Annotated in this window: 25 protein-coding genes and 5 tRNA genes; 5 read left to right on the top strand and 25 right to left on the bottom strand. The window is 41.8% G+C overall.

Annotation, left to right across the window (positions count from 1 at the left end):
* Positions 1-156: 156 nt before the first annotated feature.
* The 7 genes from HUS61_RS03690 to dnaQ all read right to left on the bottom strand — a co-directional run bounded on the left by HUS61_RS03690 (position 157) and on the right by dnaQ (position 2,851).
* Positions 157-233, bottom strand: a tRNA-Asp gene (locus tag HUS61_RS03690).
* Positions 234-283: 50 nt separating this feature from the next.
* Positions 284-360, bottom strand: a tRNA-Asp gene (locus HUS61_RS03695).
* 31 nt (positions 361-391) lie between these two features.
* Positions 392-468: transfer RNA gene (locus HUS61_RS03700), tRNA-Asp, on the bottom strand.
* A 10-nt stretch (positions 469-478) separates the two neighbouring features.
* Positions 479-555: transfer RNA gene (locus tag HUS61_RS03705), tRNA-Asp, on the bottom strand.
* 27 nt (positions 556-582) lie between these two features.
* Positions 583-659, bottom strand: a tRNA-Asp gene (locus HUS61_RS03710).
* A gap of 98 nt (positions 660-757) precedes the next feature.
* Positions 758-2,131, bottom strand: a complete 1,374-nt coding sequence (locus tag HUS61_RS03715; protein WP_054561794.1) for a TIGR03503 family protein — start codon at positions 2,129-2,131, stop codon at positions 758-760.
* A gap of 9 nt (positions 2,132-2,140) precedes the next feature.
* Positions 2,141-2,851 carry a DNA polymerase III subunit epsilon gene (dnaQ, locus tag HUS61_RS03720; protein ID WP_054561795.1) on the bottom strand — a complete coding sequence of 237 codons (711 nt, stop codon included), beginning with the start codon at positions 2,849-2,851 and terminating at the stop codon, positions 2,141-2,143.
* A gap of 68 nt (positions 2,852-2,919) precedes the next feature.
* On the opposite strand from dnaQ, the gene rnhA reads away from it, so the two are divergent.
* A complete protein-coding gene (gene rnhA, locus HUS61_RS03725; protein ID WP_054561796.1) occupies positions 2,920-3,387 on the top strand; it encodes a ribonuclease HI in 468 nt (155 codons plus the stop codon).
* Positions 3,388-3,477: 90 nt separating this feature from the next.
* On the top strand, positions 3,478-4,341 hold the full coding sequence (locus HUS61_RS03730) for an MBL fold metallo-hydrolase (RefSeq protein WP_175082144.1): 864 nt from the start codon (positions 3,478-3,480) through the stop codon (positions 4,339-4,341).
* On the opposite strand, the gene HUS61_RS03735 is transcribed toward HUS61_RS03730, so the two are convergent.
* Positions 4,312-5,070: a class I SAM-dependent methyltransferase gene (locus tag HUS61_RS03735; protein ID WP_054551627.1), complete on the bottom strand. Its 759-nt coding sequence runs from the start codon at positions 5,068-5,070 to the stop codon at positions 4,312-4,314. The two genes, HUS61_RS03730 and HUS61_RS03735, sit on opposite strands and share 30 nt — an antisense overlap.
* Positions 5,071-5,123: 53 nt before the next feature.
* Here HUS61_RS03735 and gloB point away from each other — a divergent pair, with 53 nt between their 5' ends.
* Both gloB and HUS61_RS03745 read left to right on the top strand, forming a co-directional pair.
* Positions 5,124-5,897 carry a hydroxyacylglutathione hydrolase gene (gene gloB, locus HUS61_RS03740; protein WP_175082143.1) on the top strand — a complete coding sequence of 258 codons (774 nt, stop codon included), beginning with the start codon at positions 5,124-5,126 and terminating at the stop codon, positions 5,895-5,897.
* A 147-nt stretch (positions 5,898-6,044) separates the two neighbouring features.
* A complete protein-coding gene (locus HUS61_RS03745) occupies positions 6,045-7,631 on the top strand; it encodes a LysM peptidoglycan-binding domain-containing protein (protein WP_175082142.1) in 1,587 nt (528 codons plus the stop codon).
* A 56-nt stretch (positions 7,632-7,687) separates the two neighbouring features.
* Here the strand turns inward: HUS61_RS03745 and speB are convergent, their stop codons facing one another.
* From speB to HUS61_RS03770, 5 genes are all read right to left on the bottom strand, one after another.
* The gene (gene speB, locus HUS61_RS03750; RefSeq protein WP_175082141.1) at positions 7,688-8,611 is read right to left on the bottom strand and encodes an agmatinase; all 924 of its coding nucleotides are present in this window, start codon (positions 8,609-8,611) and stop codon (positions 7,688-7,690) included.
* A gap of 3 nt (positions 8,612-8,614) precedes the next feature.
* Entirely contained in the window at positions 8,615-10,528 is a 1,914-nt protein-coding gene (gene speA, locus HUS61_RS03755; protein WP_175082140.1) for a biosynthetic arginine decarboxylase, read from the bottom strand.
* A gap of 290 nt (positions 10,529-10,818) precedes the next feature.
* Positions 10,819-11,253 carry a hypothetical protein gene (locus HUS61_RS03760; RefSeq protein ID WP_175082139.1) on the bottom strand — a complete coding sequence of 145 codons (435 nt, stop codon included), beginning with the start codon at positions 11,251-11,253 and terminating at the stop codon, positions 10,819-10,821.
* A 72-nt stretch (positions 11,254-11,325) separates the two neighbouring features.
* A complete protein-coding gene (locus HUS61_RS03765; protein ID WP_175082138.1) occupies positions 11,326-11,787 on the bottom strand; it encodes a GNAT family N-acetyltransferase in 462 nt (153 codons plus the stop codon).
* A 473-nt stretch (positions 11,788-12,260) separates the two neighbouring features.
* Entirely contained in the window at positions 12,261-13,238 is a 978-nt protein-coding gene (locus HUS61_RS03770) for a transposase (protein ID WP_175082137.1), read from the bottom strand.
* 269 nt (positions 13,239-13,507) lie between these two features.
* Between HUS61_RS03770 and cysZ the strand changes: the two genes are divergently transcribed.
* Positions 13,508-14,215 carry a sulfate transporter CysZ gene (cysZ, locus tag HUS61_RS03775; protein WP_181447721.1) on the top strand — a complete coding sequence of 236 codons (708 nt, stop codon included), beginning with the start codon at positions 13,508-13,510 and terminating at the stop codon, positions 14,213-14,215.
* Between the two features lie 73 nt (positions 14,216-14,288).
* Here cysZ and rlmM read toward each other — a convergent pair whose 3' ends face one another.
* From rlmM to hemA, 12 genes are all read right to left on the bottom strand, one after another.
* Positions 14,289-15,374, bottom strand: a complete 1,086-nt coding sequence (rlmM, locus tag HUS61_RS03780) for a 23S rRNA (cytidine(2498)-2'-O)-methyltransferase RlmM (RefSeq protein WP_175082136.1) — start codon at positions 15,372-15,374, stop codon at positions 14,289-14,291.
* A 9-nt stretch (positions 15,375-15,383) separates the two neighbouring features.
* Positions 15,384-15,752, bottom strand: coding sequence for a DUF423 domain-containing protein (locus HUS61_RS03785; RefSeq protein WP_175082135.1), 369 nt, complete (start codon positions 15,750-15,752; stop codon positions 15,384-15,386).
* A complete protein-coding gene (locus tag HUS61_RS03790) occupies positions 15,749-16,393 on the bottom strand; it encodes an alpha/beta family hydrolase (RefSeq protein ID WP_175082134.1) in 645 nt (214 codons plus the stop codon). The genes HUS61_RS03785 and HUS61_RS03790 overlap by 4 nt, the downstream gene beginning before the upstream one ends.
* Before the next feature lies 1 nt (position 16,394).
* Positions 16,395-17,291: a transcriptional regulator GcvA gene (locus tag HUS61_RS03795; protein WP_054561808.1), complete on the bottom strand. Its 897-nt coding sequence runs from the start codon at positions 17,289-17,291 to the stop codon at positions 16,395-16,397.
* A gap of 100 nt (positions 17,292-17,391) precedes the next feature.
* Complete coding sequence (gene kdsA / locus HUS61_RS03800; RefSeq protein WP_054561809.1) at positions 17,392-18,246, bottom strand: 3-deoxy-8-phosphooctulonate synthase; 855 nt, start codon at positions 18,244-18,246, stop codon at positions 17,392-17,394.
* Between the two features lie 9 nt (positions 18,247-18,255).
* On the bottom strand, positions 18,256-19,509 hold the full coding sequence (locus tag HUS61_RS03805; protein ID WP_054561810.1) for a DUF819 domain-containing protein: 1,254 nt from the start codon (positions 19,507-19,509) through the stop codon (positions 18,256-18,258).
* 15 nt (positions 19,510-19,524) lie between these two features.
* Positions 19,525-20,352 (bottom strand): tetratricopeptide repeat protein, encoded by an 828-nt coding sequence (locus HUS61_RS03810; protein WP_054561811.1) that lies wholly within the window; start codon positions 20,350-20,352, stop codon positions 19,525-19,527.
* Between the two features lie 132 nt (positions 20,353-20,484).
* The gene (locus HUS61_RS03815; RefSeq protein ID WP_175082133.1) at positions 20,485-20,859 is read right to left on the bottom strand and encodes a SirB2 family protein; all 375 of its coding nucleotides are present in this window, start codon (positions 20,857-20,859) and stop codon (positions 20,485-20,487) included.
* A 21-nt stretch (positions 20,860-20,880) separates the two neighbouring features.
* Positions 20,881-22,419, bottom strand: coding sequence for a response regulator (locus HUS61_RS03820; RefSeq protein WP_175082132.1), 1,539 nt, complete (start codon positions 22,417-22,419; stop codon positions 20,881-20,883).
* A gap of 45 nt (positions 22,420-22,464) precedes the next feature.
* A complete protein-coding gene (gene prmC / locus HUS61_RS03825; protein WP_175082131.1) occupies positions 22,465-23,307 on the bottom strand; it encodes a peptide chain release factor N(5)-glutamine methyltransferase in 843 nt (280 codons plus the stop codon).
* A 2-nt stretch (positions 23,308-23,309) separates the two neighbouring features.
* Complete coding sequence (gene prfA / locus HUS61_RS03830) at positions 23,310-24,395, bottom strand: peptide chain release factor 1 (RefSeq protein WP_054551648.1); 1,086 nt, start codon at positions 24,393-24,395, stop codon at positions 23,310-23,312.
* Positions 24,396-24,402: 7 nt separating this feature from the next.
* A complete protein-coding gene (gene hemA / locus HUS61_RS03835) occupies positions 24,403-25,659 on the bottom strand; it encodes a glutamyl-tRNA reductase (RefSeq protein ID WP_063528692.1) in 1,257 nt (418 codons plus the stop codon).
* Positions 25,660-25,686: the final 27 nt, after the last annotated feature.

A 25,686-nucleotide genomic window follows, 5' to 3' on the forward strand; every position in this document is an offset into this window, starting at 1 on the left:
ATAGGATGAAAGATACGAGATACGAGATACGAGATACGAAATACGAGATACGAGATACGAGATACGAGATACGAGATACGAGATACGTTGTCAGTATAAGGAAATAGTAAGGTGTAAAGTAAAGAATTATCTAATCATTTGCTTGAGGAAAACAAATGGCGGAGTGGACGGGACTCGAACCCGCGACCCCCGGCGTGACAGGCCGGTATTCTAACCAACTGAACTACCACTCCGCAGTGGTATGTGCATGGGGTAATGCACTTAATTTGTTTATGATATCAAATGGCGGAGTGGACGGGACTCGAACCCGCGACCCCCGGCGTGACAGGCCGGTATTCTAACCAACTGAACTACCACTCCGCAGAGATATCATTGTTATTACTTAATTTGTTGGCGGAGTGGACGGGACTCGAACCCGCGACCCCCGGCGTGACAGGCCGGTATTCTAACCAACTGAACTACCACTCCGCACCATAAGTGGCGGAGTGGACGGGACTCGAACCCGCGACCCCCGGCGTGACAGGCCGGTATTCTAACCAACTGAACTACCACTCCAGCGCATACTTACAAATTGTCGAAAATTGGCGGAGTGGACGGGACTCGAACCCGCGACCCCCGGCGTGACAGGCCGGTATTCTAACCAACTGAACTACCACTCCACATTTTCGTTGCTGACTGAGTCTCCCCTGACAGCGGCGTGAATAATACGAATCACCCTCTGGTTCGTCAAGGGGTTTTTTGTATTTTTACAGGTTTTTTAGTCATCTGACATCGAAAGGTTTAAAATTTCACCTGATTTGTCATTTTTTGAGCCATTTTTGCCAACTTCATTTTCATTCGTTGCTTGCTCATCATTTTCGGTTTGATTTTTTTTCTTTAAAAACGGTAAAGAAATTTTAAATTTTAGCGGTTTCTTCTGAACAAAGATTCTAATTGCCAGCCAACCTAATAAAAGGACGGTTAAATTTCCAACAACAATTAAGGTCACCATCAGCATGGTGGACGCTTTTTGTTCTTCTTCAAGAATTCGTTGTTGCTCTGCTTGCGCTTCTAAATCAATTTCTGGGCGAACAATTTCTGGTACAGCTTCAATTGGTCGCTCAATTTCAAATTTATAAGTCGGTAACGTCGCCATAAATTCACGGTCATTTATGTTGCTACCAAATACAGAGAGCTCAACACTGTATCGTCCCCAATCATAATTTTTAATTGCAAGCTCTCGTGTTTGCGATTTATCAGCATCTAAAGAGAACATTTGCTCTTCATTATTGGGGTAATATATTTTTCCTTGAATAAGTACAGTTTCTGGTTTGACGATTTCAGGATTTAAGCTGATTGTTAAAATGTGGTCATCTTCATCTTGCTCAGCAAGTGCTACTTCATAATCAAAAGGCGGCTCATGCACCACAATTGGCTTTTGTACTACAGTACGCTTTAATATAGGCGTTTCTATATATAGTTCTGGTTGCCACTCTCCTGCCGGAAAGACCAGCTTAAACTCACCGGTAAACACACCATCAAGCGGACGCTCATCAAAGCCGCGGCCATCATCTCTAAAGTCAGTAACACTTTGCGTGCCCGCACCAAAGTTTGCGTAATCACTATTATTAGTGCTGACAAAATCAACGTGCAAACTTATCACATCGCGAAACTGACCAACTTCTATTGGTTCACCATCATTTAATACGCGGCCAGTCAGTTTTACTGTTTCGCCACGAAACAGCATAGGCGGAAGTGGATCAACATTAAGCTCTATTTCACCCAGCACCATAATACGGCTATCTGGCAAGATGCTGCCGACCACTTGCCAAGGGCCAGGCATAGGGTTGCTAATGGTGATCAGGTCGTAGCTCAGTTCATCATGCCAGTCGAGGTCATCATTGTTTACTGAGTCAGTAGCGTAATACTTAGTGCCGTCAGGGCGTACTAAAACAACGGCAGGAGCACCGCGTTTACGAAAGAAAAGTAAGGTTACTTTATCGACTTTATGGTCAATACGAAAACGGTTCTCTAGCAGGGGAATTTCATTTTGCACCCCATCACGTTCTAATGGGGTTATTTTATCTTGCTCGTTGGCAAATCCCGCTAAGGGAATTAAACACACTAATCCTGCTAGTAGTTGTTTTCTCATTTTATTACCTTATTCTGCACGCCACAGGCATTGGCCACCCTTTGCAACCAAGTCTAAACGCTCTTCGTGAGCGGCGTGCTCTTGTTCTGTTGCTCTTAATACCACAAGCGGTGCTCTATCAGCACTTAGTCGGCGAATACCACCAGCTTGTTGAGTTGAGCCTTCATCTTTATTTTGATTAAGATTCAGCTTTACTTGCCCACCCGTCATCGACAGGTAAACATCGGCTAAGATCTCAGAATCCAGTAAAGCGCCGTGTAACGTACGCTTTGAGTTATCAATATCGTAACGACGGCAAAGTGCATCAAGGTTATTCTTTTGACCTGGGTGCAAGTCACGCGCCATTTTTAAAGTATCAAGTACAGTACATACATCGGCAGTATTCGGAAAACCTTGATTTAACAATGCAAACTCATTATCCATGTGGCCGATATCGAACGCTGCGTTATGAATAACAAGCTCAGCGCCACGAATATACTCTAAAAACTCATGGGCAATTTGGTGGTACAGGGGTTTATCACGCAAAAATTCATTGGTGATACCGTGAACGTCTATTGCTTCTTCTTCTATTTCACGTTGTGGATTGATATACACATGAAAATTGTTGCCAGTAAGACGGCGATTTACAAGTTCAACACAACCGATTTCAATAATGCGGTGGCCTTGCTTTGGGTCAATACCCGTGGTTTCTGTATCTAAAACTATTTGTCTATGTGCCATATCGTCTTAAGCCTGACTCTGGTATCTTTCTATATTCACTTTATTGTACACAATATCAAGGTAAAACAGTGCAGAAAACCGTAGAGATTTACACCGATGGATCATGTTTAGGAAATCCAGGGCCTGGAGGGTATGGCATCGTGATGCGATACAACGGCCACGAAAAGCAGTTAAGTCAAGGCTACACCCTAACAACAAATAATCGGATGGAAATGCTCGCAGCTATCGTTGCACTAGAAACCCTCACCCGCTCTTGTCACGTCATTCTGACGACCGATAGCCAATACGTGAAACAAGGCATTGAGTCATGGGTTGAAAATTGGAAAAAGCGCGGCTGGAAAACCGCTGCTAAAAAACCTGTTAAGAATGTCGATTTATGGAAACGACTCGATGCTGCCTGCCAACAACACGAGGTAGAGTGGCGTTGGGTAAAAGGCCATAGCGGCAATAAATACAATGAGATTGTTGACGATCTAGCCCGCGAAGCAGCTGGCAGCGATCAATTACTTGAAGACACAGGTTACGACGGTAATTAAAAGCCCCTTGAAATAAACTTGGCGCAGGCCGTTTTATATTTTTGTTATATGTTATAAGATTTGGCTATAACGAAATATAAAGGATTCATTATGGCTCTGCGCATTCACTCTTTTTTTCATCAACAAAGCGCCACTCTCTGTTACTTAGTCAGTTGCGAAAGCACTAAACAGTGCTTGCTGATTGATGCGCCAGCTGATTTTGATATGCCAAGTGGTGAGTTAAGTTTTACCACCGCCAATGAGATCATCAACTATATAAAGACTGAGCAGCTGACACTACAATGGCTCCTTGAAACTCATGCCCATGCTGACCATATCACTGCAGCAAGTTACATAAAGCAGCAATTACAAGACACACACCCTTGTAAACTCGGCACGGGTGAAGGGATCACACAAGTGCAACAACACTTTAGCCAACTTTATAATCTTGATATGCCATGTAATGGTGAACCTTTTGATATTTTATTTGCTGATAAAGCACAATTTCAGTTAGGTGATTACACCGTAGATGTGATTGCCACACCGGGCCATACCCCTGACAGCGTGTGTTTTCACATTGATGGCAATGTATTTGTTGGTGACACCTTCTTTATGCCAGACAGTGGCACAGCTCGCTGTGATTTCCCAGGTGGCAGTGCCGGTGAGTTATACGATTCACTACAGCGAATTTTAGCTTTTCCTGACGATACGCTACTTTGGATGTGTCATGACTATCAACCAGATGGCCGCCCTCTTGCGAACAAAACCACAGTGAAAGAGCAGCGTGAGCAAAACATTCATTTAAAAGGCGATAAGCAACATTTTATTGAAACTCGGGAAGGCCGCGATGCAACATTAGCAGTACCAAAACTGTTGCACCCTTCTATTCAATTAAATATTCGTGCAGGTCAGTACCCAAGCAAAACAGACACACAACAACACTATTTAGCTATCCCGCTCACAGTGCTGCTTTGATGTTTGCCTGAGCCCAGCTCCTTTCACTGGCGAAAATTGCGGCCTTGCATGCCATTTAGGTTTAATTGGTGTCAGCGGGGCCACACGTTTTCGAGCCACCAGCATATACACACTGCCCATTGGCTTTAAATATTGCTGGCCAAAGCTGCGCCACGCCGCAAAACGTGACAAACGGTTGCCTCTTGCAAGCGATGAATGAATAAATCGCTCGTCGGAAATAATCTCAAAGCCTAATAGATTCAACCAGTCTTTTACTCGTGATGGCGTAAAAAAGCGCCCTGTCCAAGGTAACTTTTGGCGACTAAAAGGTAAAAGCTGCGCCAAGCCACACAAGCTAAACGGGTTAAAGCCCGTGATCACCAGATAGCCACCGGGAATTAAAGTACGATGTGCTTCACGTAAGATGTGGTGTGGATCAGAATGATATTCTAAGCAATGCGATAATATGCAGGCATCAACACTGTGCTCATAAAAAGGTAACTCATCGACATCAGCAATAACACCAGTAAATAACCCCTGCTCTGCGACACAAACTTGATGCTTTATAGGGCTTTCACTGGTTGCCAGCTCGCCACTTAAATTACCAAGTTTTAGCATGTGATAACCAAACATGCGTGGCAGCCATGGTGTTAGCTTACGTTCAATTTCAGCACGTAAATAGTCACCATGAGGGAACTGCTGCCAAGTGTATGGCTTAGGACCTTCTTGAAAACTAAGGGCTGGTTTCATTTTCTGAGCTCGTTATACTGTGTGTTAACTGTCACTTTATAGAGCAATTAAACATGGTGCAAGTTAAAGCAATTAAAGCCTTTTCTGATAATTACATTTGGTGCATCAGCAATGAAGCTGAGCAAACAGCCTGGGTCGTCGACCCCGGTCAAGCAGAGCCTGTTTTACACTATCTAAGCGAGCATAACTTAACACTTAGCGGTATTTTGATTACTCACCACCATTATGATCATACTGATGGAGTGGCTGCACTGGTTAAGGAATTTCGTGATATTCCGGTTTATGGGCCAAGACATAGCCCTTTTAAAGGTATTACTCATGGCGTATCAGAAGCGGATAAAGTCACTGTGTATGATTACACCTTTACTGTGCTTGCGACACCTGGTCATACCCTAGACCATGTTTGTTACATTAACGACGAATTAAGTTTTACTGGCGACACCTTATTCAGTGCTGGCTGCGGACGATTATTTGAAGGCAGCGCAGAACAAATGTGGCACTCGTTATGTAAGCTAAGAGCCCTGCCAGATGAGTGTAAAATCTACTGCACCCATGAATACACGCAAGCCAACTTAGCCTTCGCAAAAGCCGTTGAACCAAACAATGAGTACTTACTCAGCTACAGTGATAACGTTGATACGCTGCGCGCCAAAGACGAAATAAGTTTACCAACTCAATTAGGCGTGGAAAAACAAATAAATCCATTTTTACGTAGCAATATAGCAACAATCACTGATGAACTGCCTGATGAGCTAAAAATTAATTTGGATCTGAATGAACCTTGGCAACGCTTTGCAGGTCTCAGAGCCTGGAAAGATAACTTTTAAAAAAACGTAAATGCCGGTAGTTACAATTTTGTATATTTAGATCAGCATCTTGCAATAATAAGCTGACATTAACTGGTCATAAAGTGGCAATATGTTCTCAGAGCAGGTAATATTCGCCGAGTTTTTTTACCTGATGTATGGGTATATATGTATAAGTCTCCTTTAGTTTTATCACTTGCGCTGATTTTAAGTGGCTGTCAATTAACAGCTTCTGATTCAGCAAGTACAGATGTTGCAAGCAATAATGTTGAGCAACAATTAGACGGCGCAAGTCCGAGCGATATCAATGATGCATTGATGATTAACGCTCAATATCAACAATTAACCGATATTGATGAACCGCCTCCTGTATTTGATGATGTATGGGAGCGTATTCGTTATCAGCTTTCGATTGATGTGCCACAAAATCGCCCAGTTGTTGCTGAGCGTAACTATTATGCGCGTCATCAGGCCTATTTAGATCGTATCTCTAAGCGCGCTGAGCCTTACCTATACTTTATTGTAGAAGAAGTCGAAAAGCGTCAAATGCCAATCGAAATTGCGCTTTTACCTATTGTAGAAAGTGCGTTTGACCCATTTGGTTATTCACATCGCAGTGCTTCTGGCATCTGGCAATTTATGCCACAAACTGGTGAGCGTTTCGATTTAAAACAGAACTGGTGGTATGACGGTCGCCGTGACATTGTACAATCGACCCGTGCAGCGCTAGATTACTTATCATATTTACACAAAACCTTAGAAGGCGATTGGCTAAATGCCATTGCAGCCTATAACTCAGGTGAAGGTCGTTTACTGCGTGCCATTAAAAAGAACCGTAAAAAGCATTTACCAACGGATTTTTGGTCACTTGATTTACCAAGAGAGACCACTGCCTACGTACCTAAGCTGTTAGCGCTGTCTGATCTAGTAAAGCGCAGTGACGAATTTGGTGTTAAGTGGCAACCAATTATTAATGCTCAAGTCGTTGAAGCAGTTAATGTAGGGAGCCAAATTGACTTAGCACTTGCCGCTGACATGGCAGGTATTAGCTTAACAGAGCTGTATCGTTTGAATCCTGGCTTCAATCGCTGGGCGACAGATCCAAACGGCCCACACTTTTTATTATTACCATCTGATAAAGTTGAAGCGTTTACTGACAAGCTAGCTAAAACAGAGCAAAAAGACCGCCTACGCTGGCAGCAATATGTTGTTGCACGAGGTGACAGTTTATCTGTGATTGCGAAGAAGTTTTCAACAAGCACAAACGCGATTAAAACCCTGAATAAGCTTTCATCGAATACTATTCGTGTTGGTCAGCAATTACTTGTGCCACTGAGCGATGGGGAGATTAATAGCCAGCATTTACCAAAATCAGTGCGTATGGCAGCGAATAAAACAACACGTAAAAAACTTAGCCATAAAGTGGCCAGTGGCGATACATTGTGGGATATCAGCCGTGAGTACGATGTGACCATAGCTGAACTTGCAACATGGAATAAGCTAAAAAAAGACGCTGTACTGCGTGTTGGTCAAAAGCTAACTGTGTATAAACAGGAAAAGTCACAACTTGCTGCTACACAAAGCAAAGAGCGCACCATTACCTATAAAGTTCGTCGTGGTGACTCGTTAGCGCGCATTGCTGCTAAGTTTAATGTGTCTGTAGAAGATATTATTAAATGGAACTCATTAGCTGGGCAAAAATACATTCAACCTGGGCAAAAGCTTAAATTAAAGGTTGATGTTAGAAGCGCTTAATTGCTTCATCTAATATCAAAAAAAGAGCGCCTAATGGCGCTCTTTGTCTCTCTCATTTAGTATTTATGCCTCAAAGCCCATAAGTGTAATAACTCATTGGCAATGGTCGCTGCGGCAATCGCCGTTAATTCACTTTGGTCATAAGATGGCGACACTTCAACCACATCCATACCGACCATATTAATGCCTTTCAATGCACGAAGTACTTTGAGTACTTTATCGCTGGTTAAGCCACCACACACTGGAGTGCCTGTCCCTGGAGCAAATGCTGGATCAAGGCAATCAATATCAAAGGTTAGATACACAGGTAAGTCACCAACACGTGCTTTGATTTGCTCTGCGATATCTTGCGCTGGCAAATCATTGGCTGCCATTGCATCAATCACCGCAAACTCATGCTTGCTCTGATCAAAGTCAGTACGAATACCAATTTGAATACTGTGATCAACATCAATAAGCCCTTCCATCGGCGCATGATAAAACATGGTGCCGTGATCATAGCGCGAACCATTGCTGTAAGTATCTGTGTGGGCATCAAAATGCACTAATGCCATTTTACCGTGTTGCTTAGCATGGGCACGCAGTAGCGGCAAAGTCACAAAGTGGTCGCCACCTAAACCCAATAATGTTTTACCTTGACGAAGTATTTGCTCAGCCGCTAATTCTAACTGCGCGGTAAAATATTCTGGGTCGCCTACTGGGTAAGTAAAATCACCCGCATCAGCTAATTTTAAACGCTCAAACAACGGAAACGTCCACGGGTACTTGGTTTCTTCCCATGCCAGGTGCACTGAGGCACGACGAATTGCATCAGGGCCTAAACGTGCACCTGGGCGACCTGAGGTCGCCAAATCAAAGGGTAAACCTAACACCACTACATCGGCATCGATTGCTGTGATGTTTTGCACCATCGGCTGACGTAAAAACGTCATGCCGTTTGAGTACAATGAATGATCTGTGTGGTCAAACAATGTCGACATTGCTTATAACTCTTCTAAATAAGTGTAACCATTTAAGCCAGTTTGCAGCTCATCTAAAACGCTTTGCTGCTCAGATTCTGACAATTTAGCTGCCACCAGCTGGGCGTAAGATTGCTGGAAACTTTCTACATCTAAATGTACGTAACGCATCATGTCTGCAACGGTATCACCTTCGTTAACTTCAGTGATTTGCGCCTGACCTTGCTCATCCATTTTTATAATTGCACTGTGTGTGTCGCCAAATAAGTTGTGCATATCACCTAAAATCTCCTGATAAGCACCCACTAAGAAAAAGCCCATTAAGTAAGGTTTTTCTTCGCTAAATGCTGGCACAGGCAATGTACTTTCAATACCTTGACCGTCTACATAATGCTCCATAGCACCGTCTGAATCGCAGGTAATATCAAGTAACACAGCGCGTTTTTGTGGTGCTTCTGTTAAACCACTTAATGGTAGAACAGGAAACACTTGGTCAATACCCCATGCATCCGGTAATGACTGGAACAATGAAAAGTTCACAAAAAACTTATCTGCTAAACGCGCATTTAATTCATCAATAATCGGGCGATGAAAACGGTTTTTGTTATCCATATGTTTGTTAAGTTCATAACATACACGTAAGTTAACTTGCTCCGCCCATGCTCGCTCTGTTAAATCTAACAAACCAAGTGCAAATTGATTATGTGCTTCGGCTAAATCGCCTTGGCTATCATGATAAATTTCGATTAATGCACGGTCGTCATTGTCATCACTTAACTGTTGCCATGATGTCCACATGTTTTTTAATAAAAGTGGTGCATCAGCGGCTGGCGCTTGAATGTCTTCTGGTACATAGCTTTCGGTGCCGATAACATTCGAGATCAATACAGCATGGTGCGCTGTTAACGCACGACCTGATTCAGAAATAATGCGCGGCATTGGCTGCTCATATAACTTACAGGTATCACCAATGGTGTATACGATGTTATTAGCGTATTCACTTAGGCTGTAGTTCATTGAATTATGTGACTGGCTACGAGTACCGTCATAATCTACCGCTAAACCGCCACCCACATCTAAGCAATCAATTTGTGCACCTAACTTGCGTAACTCACAGTAAAAACGCGCAGCTTCACTCACACCTAAGCGAACATCGCGGATGTTGGCCATTTGCGAGCCTAAGTGAAAGTGTACAAGTTGGATCAGATCGAGTTGTTCAGACGCTTTAAGGCGATTAACCACACTGAGTACTTGCGATGCCGACAAACCAAATTTTGATTTTTCGCCACCACTTGCTTGCCACTTGCCCTTACCTTGCGACGCTAAACGTACACGAATACCAATGCGTGGCTTTACGTTTAACTCTTTAGCTTGGCTAAGCACCATGTCTAGCTCAGACAGTTTTTCAAGAACAATGTAAACCTTGTGACCTAGCTTTTCACCAATCAGTGCTAAACGAATGTATTCTTGGTCTTTGTAGCCATTACACACAATGACAGCACTAGTTTTTTCTGCCATTGCTAATACAGTTAGTAGCTCAGGTTTACTGCCCGCTTCTAGGCCCAATTGTTTCTTTTCAATATCAGCTTGGCTTGCAACAATTTCTTCAACAACTTCACGCTGTTGGTTTACTTTAATTGGGTAAACAAGCAAATAGTCTTTCGGGTAACCATAATTTTCAATCGCCGTGTTAAATGCCTGACATAAGCTATGTACACGATGATGTAAAATTTGTGGAAAACGAACCAACGCAGGCAAGCTTAAGCCTTTATCCTGTAACTGCTGTGCGATATCGATTAGTGCAATGGTTTGCTCTGGGGCATGGGCCTTTGGCGCAACATACACATCACCTTGATCATTAATACCAAAGAAACCTTGGCTCCAATGACGAACATTGTAACTCGTGCGAGCTTGTTCTAGTGATGTTGTCTCTTTCATCTATCTTTCTCTTTTATTTTAGTAGTGCCGAATTCGGCAAGGGTTGTTGTCGCGCATTAAAAGAAAAATAGTGATTCAAGTCCAACAAGAATTTTTACTCGTAACGAGTGATTTTTGATGTGAAAAACTAATCGATAAACCCCCAGTTTTATTAGGGTTTAATTTGGTTGTTAGATTTTAAAATTCCTTTAGATGGACAGGCACTCAATATGGCAAATGAGCAATTATAAAGGACAGTCACTGTAAAAATATATGTTAGAAAATATGTGTTTGTGAAATCCATCTTCATTTCAATGGACAGGCACTACTTTTGTGATGTCATCAGCTTTTGAAGAGTTTGACCCTAGTTGCCTCCACGCTTCATATTGCTCATTGTCATGCCACGTGATACCGATGTACTCTTGCCAATTCTCGAAGTCTTTAGTGCGATACTTTTCAACCCCACAGCCACCAGCGCCAAAAGCAGTGCGGCAAATTTTTACAGTAAGATGAGTACCGTCAAAATTCAGTTGTGATTGTTTATCAGTGCAAACACTTAGAGGACTAGTGGGAAATGTGAGAATTACTTTTGTTTTTATGGTGCCATCATGATTGAAGACACCAGTGAGGGAATGACATGAGTTTAAGTAGAACCTGTGGGCACCAATAGTAAGGTCTGGTAACTTATTTTGAGTAAAATTAGATAGCTTCGGTTTCTCACCGCAAGCAGCCACCAGTGAAACCATAGTAAAGCACATGATTTTTAAGGAGTATTTATAAATTAAGGTGACCTCACTAAAACATGGCTAACACTTAAATTACTGGTTAAGCCCTAACTCCATAAATAAACTTTGTGGATTTTCACTGTAGTTACCAAACGGACCACAACGATTGAAACCTAAGTTTTCGTATAGGCTAATAGATTCTGTTTGCTTAGGACCTGTTTCTAATCGAATTAGTGGAATTTGCTGCTCACCAGCGTGATGTAATAATATTTGCATAATTCGACGTGACAAACCTTTACCACGGTAACTTGGTTTTACATATAGACGGCGGATTTCACCGTATGGAGGGTTGCCTTCTTGCATCACGATTGCGCCACATGCAACGATACCATCTTCATTTTTTAAGCCTATAGCATATACATTAGGCTCAGCTAACTCTTCAACACTTAAAGATTGGGCGGTAGCAACAGGGTATAATGAGTTTATGAGTCGGTCTATATCAGAAAACACGTTTACTACTTCAGGATCATGTGGATTTAAATCGACTAACTGCATAAAACTCCCATTTTCATATGTCGGTTTTGTTAATGGTGTTAACAATAATATCGGATATTAGTCTGATCCTCTACTGTTGTTTTCAATATTCATTTTTATAGGTACTATTCAGACCGCCATACTATCGCTTAGTTCAACAGTATGTAACTGAAAAAACGCCCAGTTGATAAAAATTAAAGTTCAACCTACACCACCCTATTTAGGATTAATGCTTTCTACTGACAACTTTTAACAAGACAGTCACTTTTAATTTTAAAAATACTGATCTTGCAAGACTGCATCTTATAAATTGGAAAATATTAAAATTGAAAGAAGAATTACTAAATTTCTGCTGAATTTAATCTTAGAAAATGTATTTTTTATGAAGTATTAAACTTAGCCCAGACTTTTAAAGCTTAATTCGGTCAATTTAATTATCTCAAAGCATTCCGAAAACAAGGGATTGAAAGCTCTAAACTAAAATTACTTAGAAATTAACTAGCAAGTAATAACTTACAGCTTGTTAGGTTACTTCGTCGCTTACGAGCAGTTTTACTGCAATAACGTTCAATAGCCCCCATTCGACCTACAGCCCCATGAAATAAGTTTTCAAATTGGGTTGTTACTGTTAACCATTTTTCCGGTTCGAAATTCAGCCTTTCAAGAATAGGAGGTAAATGATGTTCTATAAATCCGGGCTTATTAGTACAAATACAACGCCCAGTTTGCTCTACCAGTAGCAGGTATGACTTTAACTCAAAAGGTATTCCCTTTGATTTATACTTACTCATACCACCAATAAAACGAGCTAGTACCTTAGGTTGCTTTGACTCCTTCGTGCTCTGGCATCGCTTTTTAAAACTGGTATAGTCCGATTGCTCCGGCGTGCTCGCAGCTTTAGCACGAACAGGGTTTAAGTCAACATAGGCCATACATGCTAAAAGCGCTGATTCATCAAGCAATGCTTGGCTCTTAAATCGCCCTTCCCAAAAGTGACCTGTACACTCGTCTTCTTTATTCGCACGCCTGGCTATATATTCATTTAGCATTCGCATGAACCAACTAATGCTCGAAAGGCGCGCTCTGTATTCAGCAACCTCTTTATTTAAGAAGACTTGTTGGCCGTCACTTAGCGGCTCACCATGAAGGAACTTTTGACCTAAAGGCGTCATTTTACTGAGCTTAAACCAGCGTAAAAGAATGGCTTTATCCGATAACCTATTTGCTTTTTTATCATCAACATAAAGAACAAGATGCGTATGATTGCTCATCACCGCATAAGCACATACATCAATACAAAATACCTTTGCAAGAAAAAGCAGTCGCTCCTCAACCCACCCTCGGCGGTGTTCATATGATTTACCTGTGAGTGCGTCTTCCCCGCAAAGGTAGGCACGCCTAACACAACGAGATACGCAGTGATAATACTTAGTGTTCGACAAACATATTTGCCGCTTCCTTGCTAAAGCCATCGTCCACTCCTTGAACTGATAATTTGAAATGCATTAGCTGTAACTAAAGTGTAGACAAAAACTTTTGTACTGCAAGAGCACTTATATATAGTGCCTGTCCATTTAAATTTATTCCTTTTGAATACAGCTGAGGCCTAGGCTTAAAGTGACTGTCCATGTAAAGAGTTAAACACTTTGTTACGGAAAAAAGCTGTTCAAATATCGTTAAATCCATATACTGCAAACAACAAGAAAAAAGATGAGGTTTTCTCGTGCAGTTCACTCAAGGTATGGAATACTTCTTTTCTGGCTTTAAATTAATTAGCCAAAAGGGGTTGAAACGTTTTGTACTTATTCCTTTATTAATCAATATCCTGCTATTTGGTAGTTCGCTGTTCTTTTTATATGGCTGGCTCACTGATGGCTTTGCTTACATGAACTCGTTATTACCCGAATGGCTTAGCTGGCTTGAATGGCTAATGTGGCCGATTGCCGTGCTGGTGATTTTATTTAGTTACAGCATGCTCTTCACGGTTATCACTAATTTTATAGCAGCCCCATTCAACGGCCTACTCAGTGAAAAAGTCGAGCTTTACTTAACTGGGCAAAAAATTAATGACGACAGCCTTTTCGATACAATGAAAGATGTGCCACGCATGCTCGGCCGTGAGTGGACAAAACTATGCTATTACCTGCCACGTGCCATAGGATTTTTTATTTTACTGTGGATTTTACCTGTGATCGGGCAAGTTTTATGGGTGTTATTCACCTGTTGGATGTATGCAGTGCAATACGAAGACTATGCGTTCGATAACCATAAAATTAGCTTTAACGAAATGAAAAATGACTTGAAGCAAAAGCAAACGCTTTCTTATGGTTTTGGATTAGCGGTAATGATTTTAACTGCCATTCCATTCGTAAACTTAATTGTCATGCCTGTTGCAGTGTGCGGTGGCACCCGTTTGTGGGTCGATAATTATCGTAGTAAATACCGTTAAAATTTAGGTTTTCTGATACCTAATAAAAAGGCCAATAGTGTGAGCTATTGGCCTTTTAAATTTCAAATTAATATTAACTGTAAAGGCTTTGTGGCACCTTAGTTACATTTAAATGTACCGTGACTTCTTCACGGTCATGATATAAATGTTTGGCTTGTAGTTCGTAACTTACACCATACTTTTCAAGCTCTTCTTTAATCATTTTTAAACACTCGTAAACGCTATCAAAACGTTTTTTCATCGGTAGTTTAAGATTAAAAATAAGCTCTTTTGCGTAAGCGTTCACCGCCCAATCTATCATAAGGTTTGTCACTTTAGCCGGCTTTTCTACCATGTCACACACTAACCATTGAATATTGCGCTTTTCAGGGCGGTATTTAAAACCATCTACTCTAAAGTGCTTTACCTGACCAGTTTCCATCAAGTCATCATTCATAGGGCCATTATCGATTGCGCTTACAAACATGCCACGGCGCACCAGCTGATAAGTCCAACCACCTGGGCAAGCGCCTAAATCAACCCCTCGCATGCCAGGTTGCATACGCTCTTCAGCTTCATGGGGTGGAATAAATACGTTAAAGGCTTCATCAAGTTTCAATGTTGAGCGGCTCGGCGCATCATTAGGCATACGTAAACGCGGAATGCCCATAAAGAAAGGCGAATTATTAAATGTGTATGAGTAGCCAACATAAGCACTGTCGTTTGCTAAAAATAACACATGCATAACTGGTTTTTTCTCGGCAAGCTCGCGTGTTACCTTCGAGCGCTTTTCAAGTGACTTTTTCAGTGGCGTCGAAATCTTCTTGCAGAACTTACTAAGCTCTTTACCTTCATTGGTGTCTGGCGTTTCTACACGTAGGTCACCACATTCAGGAAACTCAGCGGCAGCTTCAACAATAGCAGTAACGCGGTCTTCAAGTGGCATGTTATCGACTAAGGTGCCAGTAAACCATTGGCGAGCAAATACCATATTTTTGAAATCTACTTTTTTGATGATTTCTTCACCGTGGCTTGCATCAAAACATTCGTAAACAACAATGCCCGTATTTGGTTTTGTTTTTACGTAACCTGCAAAGCCTTGTTCAGCAGCCTGAAAAGTAATTTCAGCAGCGGCATCATTTTCAAAACCACTGCGACAATAAATAACTACACTCGACATAGATAACCCTTAAAACTTATATCGTGCTGCTTGAACTAACAAAATAGCCCAACCAATAATAAAACAAACACCGCCAATTGGGGTGATAGGCCCAAGCCACTTCATGCCCGTTAGTGCGAGTAAATACAAACTACCGCTAAATAAAACGGTACCTGCGATAAAAAATCCACCAGCCCAGCTTAAGTTCATGCCCCACTTAATTAAGATAGCAATTGCTATCAATGCAAGGCCATGCACCATTTGGTATTCAGCAGCGGTTTTAAAAATTTCAATCGCATACTCAGAAACCCGGCTTTTTAAACCATGAGCAGCAAATGCGCCAAGCATTACCGAAAGCATGCAAAATAAGCTACCAATCATTAAATATAGTTTGATCATTGCGCATCTCCAGCCGCTAAATTCATAATAAACTGCGCTGCATAATCTGCAGCTTGCTGTAAGTTTTCTTGTTCTGTAATGCCACTTTTTTTACGAGGTTTTAATGAGTGGTCACCATCTTTGAGAAATTTAATCTCTGGCGGATTAACCATTTCAAGCTCAGCCAGTTCTTGCTGATTCCCAAACGTATCACGCTCACCTTGCAGGACTAAAAAAGGGCATGGCATATCAACAAAATGGTCTATGCGAAGTTTTTCGGGTTTACCCGGTGGGTGAAACGGATAGCCAAAAGCAACCACGCCAGCAATTTGAGCTTGGTCCTGCTCAGTACAGAGCATAGAAGCCATACGGCCCCCCATAGATTTCCCCCCAATAAATAGCGGTAATTCTGGCTGGCGCTCGGCTAAAACTTCACTAAAGTAGGCAAGTAACTTAGGAGCACGTTCGGGTGGCCTACGCTTGCCTGTTTCTTTTGCAATTTGCATATACTGAAAATCAAACAAGGCTACATCAATCCCATGCTGACTAATCAAGTTAGCCATTGTTTGCATAAACTCAGAATCACTGCCTGCCCCTGCACCATGGGCAAATATAAACTGTGCACGCGCCTTGCCCGTTGCACTTTTAAACCACTGTAACATGTTAATACTCTTGTTCTTGTTCAACTAAGCTCAGCATCCAGTCTTTGAAAGAGACTATTTTGCCAAGCTCTGTTTGCGATTCGCGGATCACTAAATAATAAGCATTTTTACTTTCTAATGAGTGACTAAATGGAATGACGAGTCGACCCGCATCAATATCGGGTTTTGCTAAAACGCTATTACCAATTGCAACCCCCTGCCCATGCACCGCGGCTTGCAATACCATCGATGAGTGACTAAAAATCGGCCCTTGGTTAACTTGTACATTACGTACACCTGCCGTTTTCATCCAGGTTTTCCAATTTTTACGGGTGGTATCATGCAATAAGGTATGATTTGCTAAATCACTAGGTTGATTAAGCGGCTTAGGGCCCGTTAACAACAATGGGCTACATAAAGGCACTAGGTATTCAGTGTGCAGTTTATATGTCTGCACCCCGCTCCAGTGGCCACGACCATAATAAATAGCAATATCTACATCGTCAGAAAGTGAATTTTCATCCTGATCTTGCGCCTTAATTCGCACGTCGATTTCTGGGTGTAATTCATTAAATAAACTAAGTCTGGGTACTAACCATTGAATCGCAAAGCTTGGCGTTAAACTTACCGTTAATGAACCTTTCGCACCTCGGGCAAGTAGTTTTTCTGTGGCATCGATCAGCTGGGTAAAAATTTCTTTAATATCTAAAAAGTAGCCTTGCCCTTCTTCGGTTAACAGCAAAGAACGATTTTTACGTAAAAACAGCTTTAAACCTAAATGCTCTTCAAGGGTTTTAATTTGGTGGCTCACCGCGGCCTGCGTTACATATAGCTCTTCTGCTGCTTTGGTAAAGCTCAAATGGCGGGCAGCGGCTTCGAATGCTTTTAGTGCATTTAAAGGAGGTAAACGACGAGACATAAACACCAAACTTAGAATTAGTTTTTCTTATGCGTCGATTATAGCGATACAAATAAAAAAAGGCGACCATGGTCGCCTTATTCATACTTATATACTTAAATTATAAATCGCTTGCGCTGGTATCGAGTGGTGCAAAGCTTTTAACTAAGTCATCAACCGCTTTCATTTGCGATAAATAACCTTCTAGCTTGCTTAGTGCAAGTGCACATGGGCCATCACATTTCGCTTCATTCGGGTTAGGATGCGCTTCAATGAATAAACCCGCAATACCTAATGCCATACCACTGCGAGCGAGTTCTGCAGCTTGCGCACGGCGACCATCAGCAGAGTCAGCTCGGCCACCTGGACGCTGTAATGCGTGCGTTGCATCAAAGATAACCGGAGCCATAGGTTTCATATCATCCATACCAAGCATATCAACCACAAGGTTGTTATAACCAAAGCTAGTACCACGCTCACACAGTGCAACATTGTTGTTGCCCGCTTCATTAAACTTTTTAATGATATGACGCATTTCGTGTGGTGCTAAAAACTGTGGTTTTTTCACATTGATAATAGCGCCCGTTTTTGCCATAGCAACAACTAGGTCAGTTTGACGAGCTAGGAATGCCGGTAATTGAATTACATCAACCACTTCAGCTACAGGGGCAGCTTGATGCGGCTCATGTACGTCAGTGATCAGTGGCACATTAAAAGTAGATTTAATTTCTTCAAAGATTTTTAAACCTTCTTCCATGCCCGGGCCACGGTATGAGTTAATTGAAGAGCGATTAGCTTTATCAAAAGACGCTTTAAAAACGTATGGAATGTTTAGCTTTGATGTTACTTCTACGTAATGCTCCGCAATACGCATCGCTAAATCACGTGATTCAAGTACATTCATGCCGCCAAACAATACAAATGGTTTGTCGTTGGCTAATTCAATCTCGTTAATTTTAATTAACTGGTTGTTCATTTCTATTCCTTAAGGTGCAACAGCTTGTAGCATTAATCCACAAATATAAGCCATGTAAGTACCTACACCATAGCCTAAAACAGCAAGTAAAACACCTACTGGCGCAAGCGATGGGTGGAAAGCTGATGCAACAACAGGTGCTGATGCTGCGCCGCCTACATTTGCTTGAGAGCCTACTGCCATATAAAACAGCGGTGCTTTAATTAATTTCGCGACGATTAACATTAAGCTTGCATGGGTAATCATCCAAATAGCACCGAGTACAAAGTACATTGGCGAGTCAAAAATCGCGGTAATATTCATGTGTAAACCAATTGAAGCAACAAGAATATATAAAAAGCTTGATGCTACTTTTGACGCACCAAAGGCTTCAATATGGCGAACTTTAGTAAACGATAAACTAATACCAATCGTGGTAGAGATAACGATTAACCAAAAGAATTTACTGTTTAAACTATACTCTTGTGCCCATGGGAAGTTAGCCCCAAAAAACGGACCTAAAAAGTCAGCACAAAAATGCGCAAGGCCTGTAATACCAAAGGCAATTGCAATAATTGTCATGTAATCATTTAAGGTAGGCATGCGCGCATGCTCAGCGTGATACTTTTCTACGCGCTCTTTTAAATCTTCAATTGCACGCGTATCTGCGCCTGTTTTAGCATCAATCGCCTTATGGTTTGCTGCCATTAATAACAGTACAGCCATCCATAAGTTAGCCACAATTACGTCAACAGTCACCATTGCAGAGAAGATATCGCCGCCTACTTCAAACATTTCTTTCATTGAAGCTTGGTTTGCACCGCCACCAATCCAGCTACCGGCGATGGTCGTCATACCACGCCAAACAGCATCAGGGCCATGACCACCCACCGCTTCTGGATAAACGGCACTCATCACTAAGATAGCCAGTGGACCACCGATAACAATACCCATGGTGCCTGTTAAAAACATGATTAATGCTTTTGGCCCGAGGTTTAAGATCGCTTTTAAATCAATACTAATAGTAAGCAATATCAAGCAAGCTGGTAGTAAATAGCGCGACGCCACAAAATATACATTTGAAGAATGGCCATCAACAATACCAAAGGTATTGAGTAATGATGGTAAAAAGTAGCAAAGCAATAATGCCGGTACATATTTATAAAATTTTTGGCAGGCAGCATTATTACTGTGCGAGGTTTTAAAAATAAACCCCAAAATAACGGCAAGCAAACCAAGTACGACTGCGTCATTGGTAATTAGCGCACTGTGGGCGTCAGTCATAAATGTTCCTTTAAATTAGTGGTGTGTATTATTGTTGTCTTCTATTTCAGCAATTTGATGCTGAATAACTTCGATAGCAGGATCATCTGGGCACTCATTAACAAAGTACTGCAAATCATCACGTGCCATTTTTGGGCAATCTAGCTGATTAAGTAAATAGCCGCGGTCACGACGCTCATACGGGTCATCACCAAGTAATTCCATCAGCATTTCAACACAATGCAACGCATGGCCAAATTTACTTTCGCTGATAAACGACCATTTTTGTTGAGCTAGATACAGCTTATACAACTCTTCTTCAAAAATCAGTTCAAGCGGTTCTTGCTCATCGCCATTTTCTTCACAGGCATTCTCTGGTGTTATATACCAGCTCTGCTGACCTGTGCTTGGCTCAATTAAATAACCTTCTTCATCACTCATGCCAACGTGAACGTGCACGTCTCCCTGACTAAGCGTGACTGTGGCATCTAGTTCAGCATGCTGTAATAAATGACAAAGTAAAATTGCCAGCGTGGTTTGTGTGCCACTGCGCATGGTAATGGTGTAGCTAAAACTATTTAACGTATACTCAGGCACTTTTAAGCTTGATGAGCTAAACAGCCATTGCTGATAAAAGGTATCAAGTAACTTATCGAGACGCTCATGTGGCTCTTTTAATTCAGCGCAAAGAGCTGTTACCGTATTTTCAAGCTCATTAAGGGTGTCATAACAGGCTGTTAAATCAGCTTGTTGGTCCCACTTTAATTCGGCGTCGATACAACGATAAAGCACTTTAGAAGAAAATGCGTCAAAGGCCTCATCTTGATAGGATTCATTTTGATCTTCAAACCAAGGGGTGGTCATTTATACTGCTACATCTCTTTCAAAAACGAACAGCTAGTTTACCTACTTTTGCCCTAAGTTACCAATACTGAGCGATGAGATATAAAAAAGCGGTACGACAGCCAATGCCATCAAATACCGCCTAGAGATTTGTTATAAAAGAAGTGCTGTTTTTGCAGAGGCTAAATAACCAATTGCTAATAAAATAAGCGTGGTTATAGCAAGTAATACAACCTTCGCGCCTTGTGCGCTTTGCTTAGCTGCAACAATACCCAGCGCAATATAAGCAACCACTAAGATTATCTTTTCTAATAACCAAGATTGTTCAAGTGGGTTAAAACCTGCCATTACAATCAATACCACGGCAGAAACAAGTAATAAGGTGTCGATACTGTGGCTGCCAATAAACACCACTTTATTTTTTGCCAGAGCGCCCGTCTTTAAGCGTGAAAAAGAACGAACGTAAAATAAGATAATACTCAACACGGCAAATAACATGTGAGTATGTTTTACTGCTAAATAATCCATATGCCCCTAATTTTATTTTAATTAATCTGGATAACGTACAAGTACGTCTTCAATTTCTTTAACACGCTGATTAAACACTTCGATTAGCTTAGGATCAAATTGTTTACCCTGTTGCGCATTAATTTCTTTAACTACATCGTCAAGTGACCACGGCTCTTTATAACAGCGCTTATGGCGCAGTGCATCAAACACATCAGCTAAGGCGACAATGCGACCTGCAATTGGAATGTCATCACCTTTTAAACCTTTCGGATAGCCTGAACCATCCCAACGCTCATGGTGCGATAACGCAATAATCGCCCCAGTATTAACAATGTCACGATTTGAACCTTTTAAAATTAAATGACCTTTTTCAGCATGTTGCTGCATAATGGCCCACTCTTCGTCGGTAAGTGGCCCAGGCTTATTTAAGATAGCATCAGGAATACCCACTTTACCCACATCATGCAGTGGCGCAGCTAAGCGAATAAGCTCTGCTTCGCGTTTTGATAGACCATAGCCCATGGCAAGTTCATAACAAATGTGCGATACACGTTTTACATGATTACCGGTTTCTGTTGAACGTTGCTCTAATGCTTCACTAAGTCTAAATACTAACTCTTGCTGTGTTGCTTCAATTTCAGATTGTAGCTGCACATTTTCATACGCCAGCTGTACATTTTGCGAGAAAATTTCAATCAAATGGCGCTGAGTGTCAGTTAAATGCTTCGGGATACCGGAAATAAATAACATCGAGTTGTGATTACATTCACTACAGCAATAAGCAAATAAATAGTTTTCACGGTAGACGATGGTTTTTTCGCTCAGTGCTTGTTGGCAGGCTTGTAACTGCTCCTCATCAAGCACTTCTTCAATCGCCTTGCCTTCACTGCGTTCAAACTCACCTCGCCCTGAAAACACCACTAGCTTCTTTTGGTTATCTTGCGGGTTACTGGCAACTAAACTTGTTGCATACATAGCTTGATCAACAGTACCTAGCAATGAGGTAAGTTGCTGCATCACCCCTTCAATAAAGCTCTCAAGAGAATGAGTCGAAAAAATATCTCGCGATGCTTTAATAATTTTTTCGAGGCCTTGGCGAGATTGCTCAATCGATAAAATGTCACGGTAAGAACGTAAGCTCGACATCACCACAGTGAATAGTTTTTGTGCGGTTAATTCAGTTTTTGATTTGTAGTCATTGATATCGTAATTAACGATAACTTGGCGCTCTGGCGCTTGCCCAGGCTGGCCTGTACGAAGAATGATACGAATGTGATTATTTTTTGCGGTTTCGCGAATAAACTTAGCGACTTTGAGGCCTGCATCGTCGGTTTCCATAACCACATCGAGTAGTACGATAGCCGCATCTGGATGCTGTTGAATAACCTGCTTAGCTTCTTCACCCGAATAGGCGCTAATAAACTCTAAACGTTTATCTTGAAATTCAAAGTCACTCAACGCAAGCTTTGTTACGGCATGTACTTCTGGCTCGTCATCTACGACGATGACTTTCCAACTACCCTGAACCACCTCATTTACTTCATCAAGTGCTTCATCCGAAAACAAAAAATCATCCATTCTATGGGATCCTCAAAGGCTATGTACGCACAGTGCACTTAATTGTTATTTAGGCCATTGTGCTAACGTTACACGGTCATTACCGCCAAGATCTTTAATTGTAAGTATATGGCTATACGACATTTGTGCAAAAAATTCTTGTACCTTCACACTTTGTTTGTAGCCATGTTCAATTAAAAGATAGCCATTTGTTGCTAAATAGTCACGTGCGATAGTAATAATTTGTTTTATATCAGCCATACCGTCGTCATCTGCAACTAATGCAGAGAGCGGTTCAAAGCGAACATCACCTTGGCTTAAATGCTCATCATCATGTTCAATATACGGAGGATTGCTAACAATTAGGTCAAACTTTTGTGTACTTACTGCACTAAACCAATTGCTCAACGCAAAAGTAGCGTTGCTAATATTGAGTCGTAGTTTATTCTCTTTGGCAAGCTCAACTGCATCAGCCACTCTATCAACCCCTGTCACCTGCCAATTAGGCATTTCACTGGCTAATGCCAAGGCAATTGCCCCTGTGCCAGTGCCTAAGTCAAGCACGTTTGCAGCAGTAGGTAACTCAAGGCTTAAAGCATATTCAACTAACGTTTCGGTATCAGGTCTTGGGATCAGAGTTGTTGGATTAACCTTTAAAGGAAGACTCCAAAATTCACGAAAACCAACAATATGAGCAACTGGTTCACCATTTAAACGACGCTGACATGCTTGTTCAAAATCACGTTGTTGCTGTTCGGTAAGTTGTTTTTCGGGCCAGGTAAATAAGTAGCTACGAGGTTTATCAAGAATGGATAATAACAGGACTTGTGCGTCTAACTTAGCACTGTCGCTGCTAGGCGTTAATAACGCCGTTGCAGCAACAATTGCTTGTTCAATGCTTTGCGGCACGATTATTCATCGCCCATCGCAGCAAGTAAGTCAGCTTGGTGTTCTTGCATTAGAGGTTCGATAACACTTCCTAAATCACCGGCAACCACTTCATTCAAACGATAAAGTGTTAAATTAATACGGTGATCGGTAATACGACCTTGCGGGTAGTTATAGGTACGAATACGCTCAGAGCGGTCACCACTACCTACTAAATTACGACGTTCTGACGCTTCAGCCGCTTGACGCTTTTCATCTTCAGCTTGTTGTAAACGTGCACCTAGTACAGACATCGCTTTGGCACGGTTTTTATGCTGTGAACGCTCATCCTGACACTCTACAACCACACCCGTTGGAATGTGTGTAATACGGATTGCTGAGTCAGTTTTATTTACGTGCTGACCACCGGCACCCGATGCACGGAAAGTATCGACTTTGATATCAGCAGGGTTAATTTCAATTGCTTCCGCTTCAGGAATTTCTGCCATAACGGCTACAGTACAAGCTGAGGTATGAACACGGCCTTGCGACTCAGTCTCTGGTACACGTTGTACACGGTGCGCACCTGATTCAAACTTAAGCTGACCATACACGCCTTCGCCGGAGATATGCGCAATGACTTCTTTATAACCGCCGTGCTCACCTTCGTTAGTACTTACTACTTCTACTTTCCACTTTTTAGTTTCAGCGTAGCGGCTATACATACGGAATAAATCACCTGCGAAGATAGCAGCTTCATCACCACCGGTACCGGCACGAACCTCTAAATAAACATTATTATTGTCTTTAGGGTCTTTTGGTAACATTAGAATTTGGATTTCATCTTCTAATGCAATAATTTGTGCTTTTGCTTCTTTGTATTCTTCTTGCGCCATTTCACGCATATCAGGATCAGAGTCTTTTAACATTTCTTCTGCTGTAGCAACATCATCTTGTGCTTGTTGGTACGCTAAAAATGCTTTTACGATTTCTTCTAATTCTGAGTATTCTTTAGATAAGGCACGAAAGCGATTTTGGTCGCTGATCACAGAGGGGTCGCTTAGTAGCGCTTGCACTTCCTCATAACGCTCAACTAAGGTTTCTAATTTTCTATAAACAGACTCTTTCATTTAACGACTATTCCTGATCAATACCTAACATTTTCTTTAATTGGCTTAACTCCGCTGCTTCACCTTTTTTAGCAGCATCTTGAATGGCACGGGTAGGTGCGTGCATCAAGCGGTTGGTCAGTTTGTTTGCCAACTCGAGTATTACTTTTTCTGCCTCTTTACCTGCTTGTAGCTGGCCAAGGGCTTTTTCGACAAGTTCTGACTTTATATCTTGTACATCGTTGCGATAATGGCGAATAAGATCCACCGAATCGAGTGAACGCAACCACATAGCAAATTCATCGGTACGTGAGCGAATAATAGCTTGCGCTTGCTCCGCAGCCTGCTCACGGGCGGCGATATTCTCGCTTACTATGGCTTGTAAGTCATCAACTGAATACAAATAGGCAGCATCTAATTCGCCTACTTGGCTCTCGATATCACGCGGTACCGCAATATCGATAAATAACATTGGTTTGTGGCGGCGCTTTTTCAGCGCCTGCTCTACCACCCCTTTACCAATAATAGGCAAGGTACTGGCGGTTGAACTAATAACAATATCGGCGTCGTGTAAACGCTCAGGTAACTGGGCAAGTGCAATCACATCCGCGTTAACCTCACTGGCTAACGTTTTAGCGCGTTCAATAGTACGGTTTGCCACCGTGATTTTTTGCGGATCGTTTTGGTATAAGTGCTTAGCAACTAATTCAATCGTTTCACCTGCACCAATTAGCAGTACATTAGTTTTATCTAGTTTGCCGTAAATATGTTTCGCAAGATTAACCGCGGCATAGGCAACAGATACGGCGCTAGCACCAATATCAGTTTCGGTACGAACTTGTTTTGCCACAGAAAATGTTTTTTGAAACAAGCGGTCAAAGGTTACACCAATGGCATCGTGAGTTTTTGCATTATGGTAGGCTTGTTTTATTTGCCCTAAAATTTGCGGCTCGCCAAGTACTAACGAATCTAGGCCACAAGACACCCGCATTAAGTGATTAATTGCTTCGTGATCTTCATGGTAATAGATATTGTTGCTCAGTTCTTGTTCATCCAAACCATGGAAACTGGCTAACCAGTGCAACAAGGTTTGGGAATTACGCTCGGCAAGGCTACAATAGATTTCAGTTCGGTTGCAGGTCGAAACAATAACCGCTTCATTAAAATGCGCATGACCACTTAATTGCTGTAACGCCTCAGACATTTGCTCAGGCGAAAACGCGACTTTTTCGCGTAATTCTACGGATGCGGTTTTGTGATTTATACCAAGTGCTACGATGGTCATATGTACCAAATATTGCTAAGCCCAGCT

The sequence above is a fragment of the Pseudoalteromonas sp. 0802 genome (genome assembly GCF_013350085.1).
Taxonomy (GTDB): Bacteria; Pseudomonadota; Gammaproteobacteria; order Enterobacterales; family Alteromonadaceae; genus Pseudoalteromonas.

Coding starts and splice junctions, on each gene's coding strand:
- hemA (WP_063528692.1), bottom strand. CDS start 25,659: ATGACCATCGTAGCACTTGGTATAAATCACAAAACCGCATCCGTAGAA.
- HUS61_RS03790 (WP_175082134.1), bottom strand. CDS start 16,393: ATGTTACAGTGGTTTAAAAGTGCAACGGGCAAGGCGCGTGCACAGTTT.
- HUS61_RS03815 (WP_175082133.1), bottom strand. CDS start 20,859: ATGGATTATTTAGCAGTAAAACATACTCACATGTTATTTGCCGTGTTG.
- dnaQ (WP_054561795.1), bottom strand. CDS start 2,851: ATGGCACATAGACAAATAGTTTTAGATACAGAAACCACGGGTATTGAC.
- HUS61_RS03785 (WP_175082135.1), bottom strand. CDS start 15,752: ATGATCAAACTATATTTAATGATTGGTAGCTTATTTTGCATGCTTTCG.
- HUS61_RS03795 (WP_054561808.1), bottom strand. CDS start 17,291: ATGTCTCGTCGTTTACCTCCTTTAAATGCACTAAAAGCATTCGAAGCC.
- cysZ (WP_181447721.1), top strand. CDS start 13,508: ATGGAATACTTCTTTTCTGGCTTTAAATTAATTAGCCAAAAGGGGTTG.
- prfA (WP_054551648.1), bottom strand. CDS start 24,395: ATGAAAGAGTCTGTTTATAGAAAATTAGAAACCTTAGTTGAGCGTTAT.
- HUS61_RS03745 (WP_175082142.1), top strand. CDS start 6,045: ATGTATAAGTCTCCTTTAGTTTTATCACTTGCGCTGATTTTAAGTGGC.
- speA (WP_175082140.1), bottom strand. CDS start 10,528: ATGAAAGAGACAACATCACTAGAACAAGCTCGCACGAGTTACAATGTT.
- HUS61_RS03805 (WP_054561810.1), bottom strand. CDS start 19,509: ATGACTGACGCCCACAGTGCGCTAATTACCAATGACGCAGTCGTACTT.
- gloB (WP_175082143.1), top strand. CDS start 5,124: ATGGTGCAAGTTAAAGCAATTAAAGCCTTTTCTGATAATTACATTTGG.
- HUS61_RS03810 (WP_054561811.1), bottom strand. CDS start 20,352: ATGACCACCCCTTGGTTTGAAGATCAAAATGAATCCTATCAAGATGAG.
- HUS61_RS03760 (WP_175082139.1), bottom strand. CDS start 11,253: ATGGTTTCACTGGTGGCTGCTTGCGGTGAGAAACCGAAGCTATCTAAT.
- HUS61_RS03715 (WP_054561794.1), bottom strand. CDS start 2,131: ATGAGAAAACAACTACTAGCAGGATTAGTGTGTTTAATTCCCTTAGCG.
- HUS61_RS03770 (WP_175082137.1), bottom strand. CDS start 13,238: ATGGCTTTAGCAAGGAAGCGGCAAATATGTTTGTCGAACACTAAGTAT.
- HUS61_RS03820 (WP_175082132.1), bottom strand. CDS start 22,419: ATGGATGATTTTTTGTTTTCGGATGAAGCACTTGATGAAGTAAATGAG.
- HUS61_RS03765 (WP_175082138.1), bottom strand. CDS start 11,787: ATGCAGTTAGTCGATTTAAATCCACATGATCCTGAAGTAGTAAACGTG.
- kdsA (WP_054561809.1), bottom strand. CDS start 18,246: ATGAACAACCAGTTAATTAAAATTAACGAGATTGAATTAGCCAACGAC.
- rlmM (WP_175082136.1), bottom strand. CDS start 15,374: ATGTCGAGTGTAGTTATTTATTGTCGCAGTGGTTTTGAAAATGATGCC.
- speB (WP_175082141.1), bottom strand. CDS start 8,611: ATGTCGACATTGTTTGACCACACAGATCATTCATTGTACTCAAACGGC.
- HUS61_RS03730 (WP_175082144.1), top strand. CDS start 3,478: ATGGCTCTGCGCATTCACTCTTTTTTTCATCAACAAAGCGCCACTCTC.
- HUS61_RS03735 (WP_054551627.1), bottom strand. CDS start 5,070: ATGAAACCAGCCCTTAGTTTTCAAGAAGGTCCTAAGCCATACACTTGG.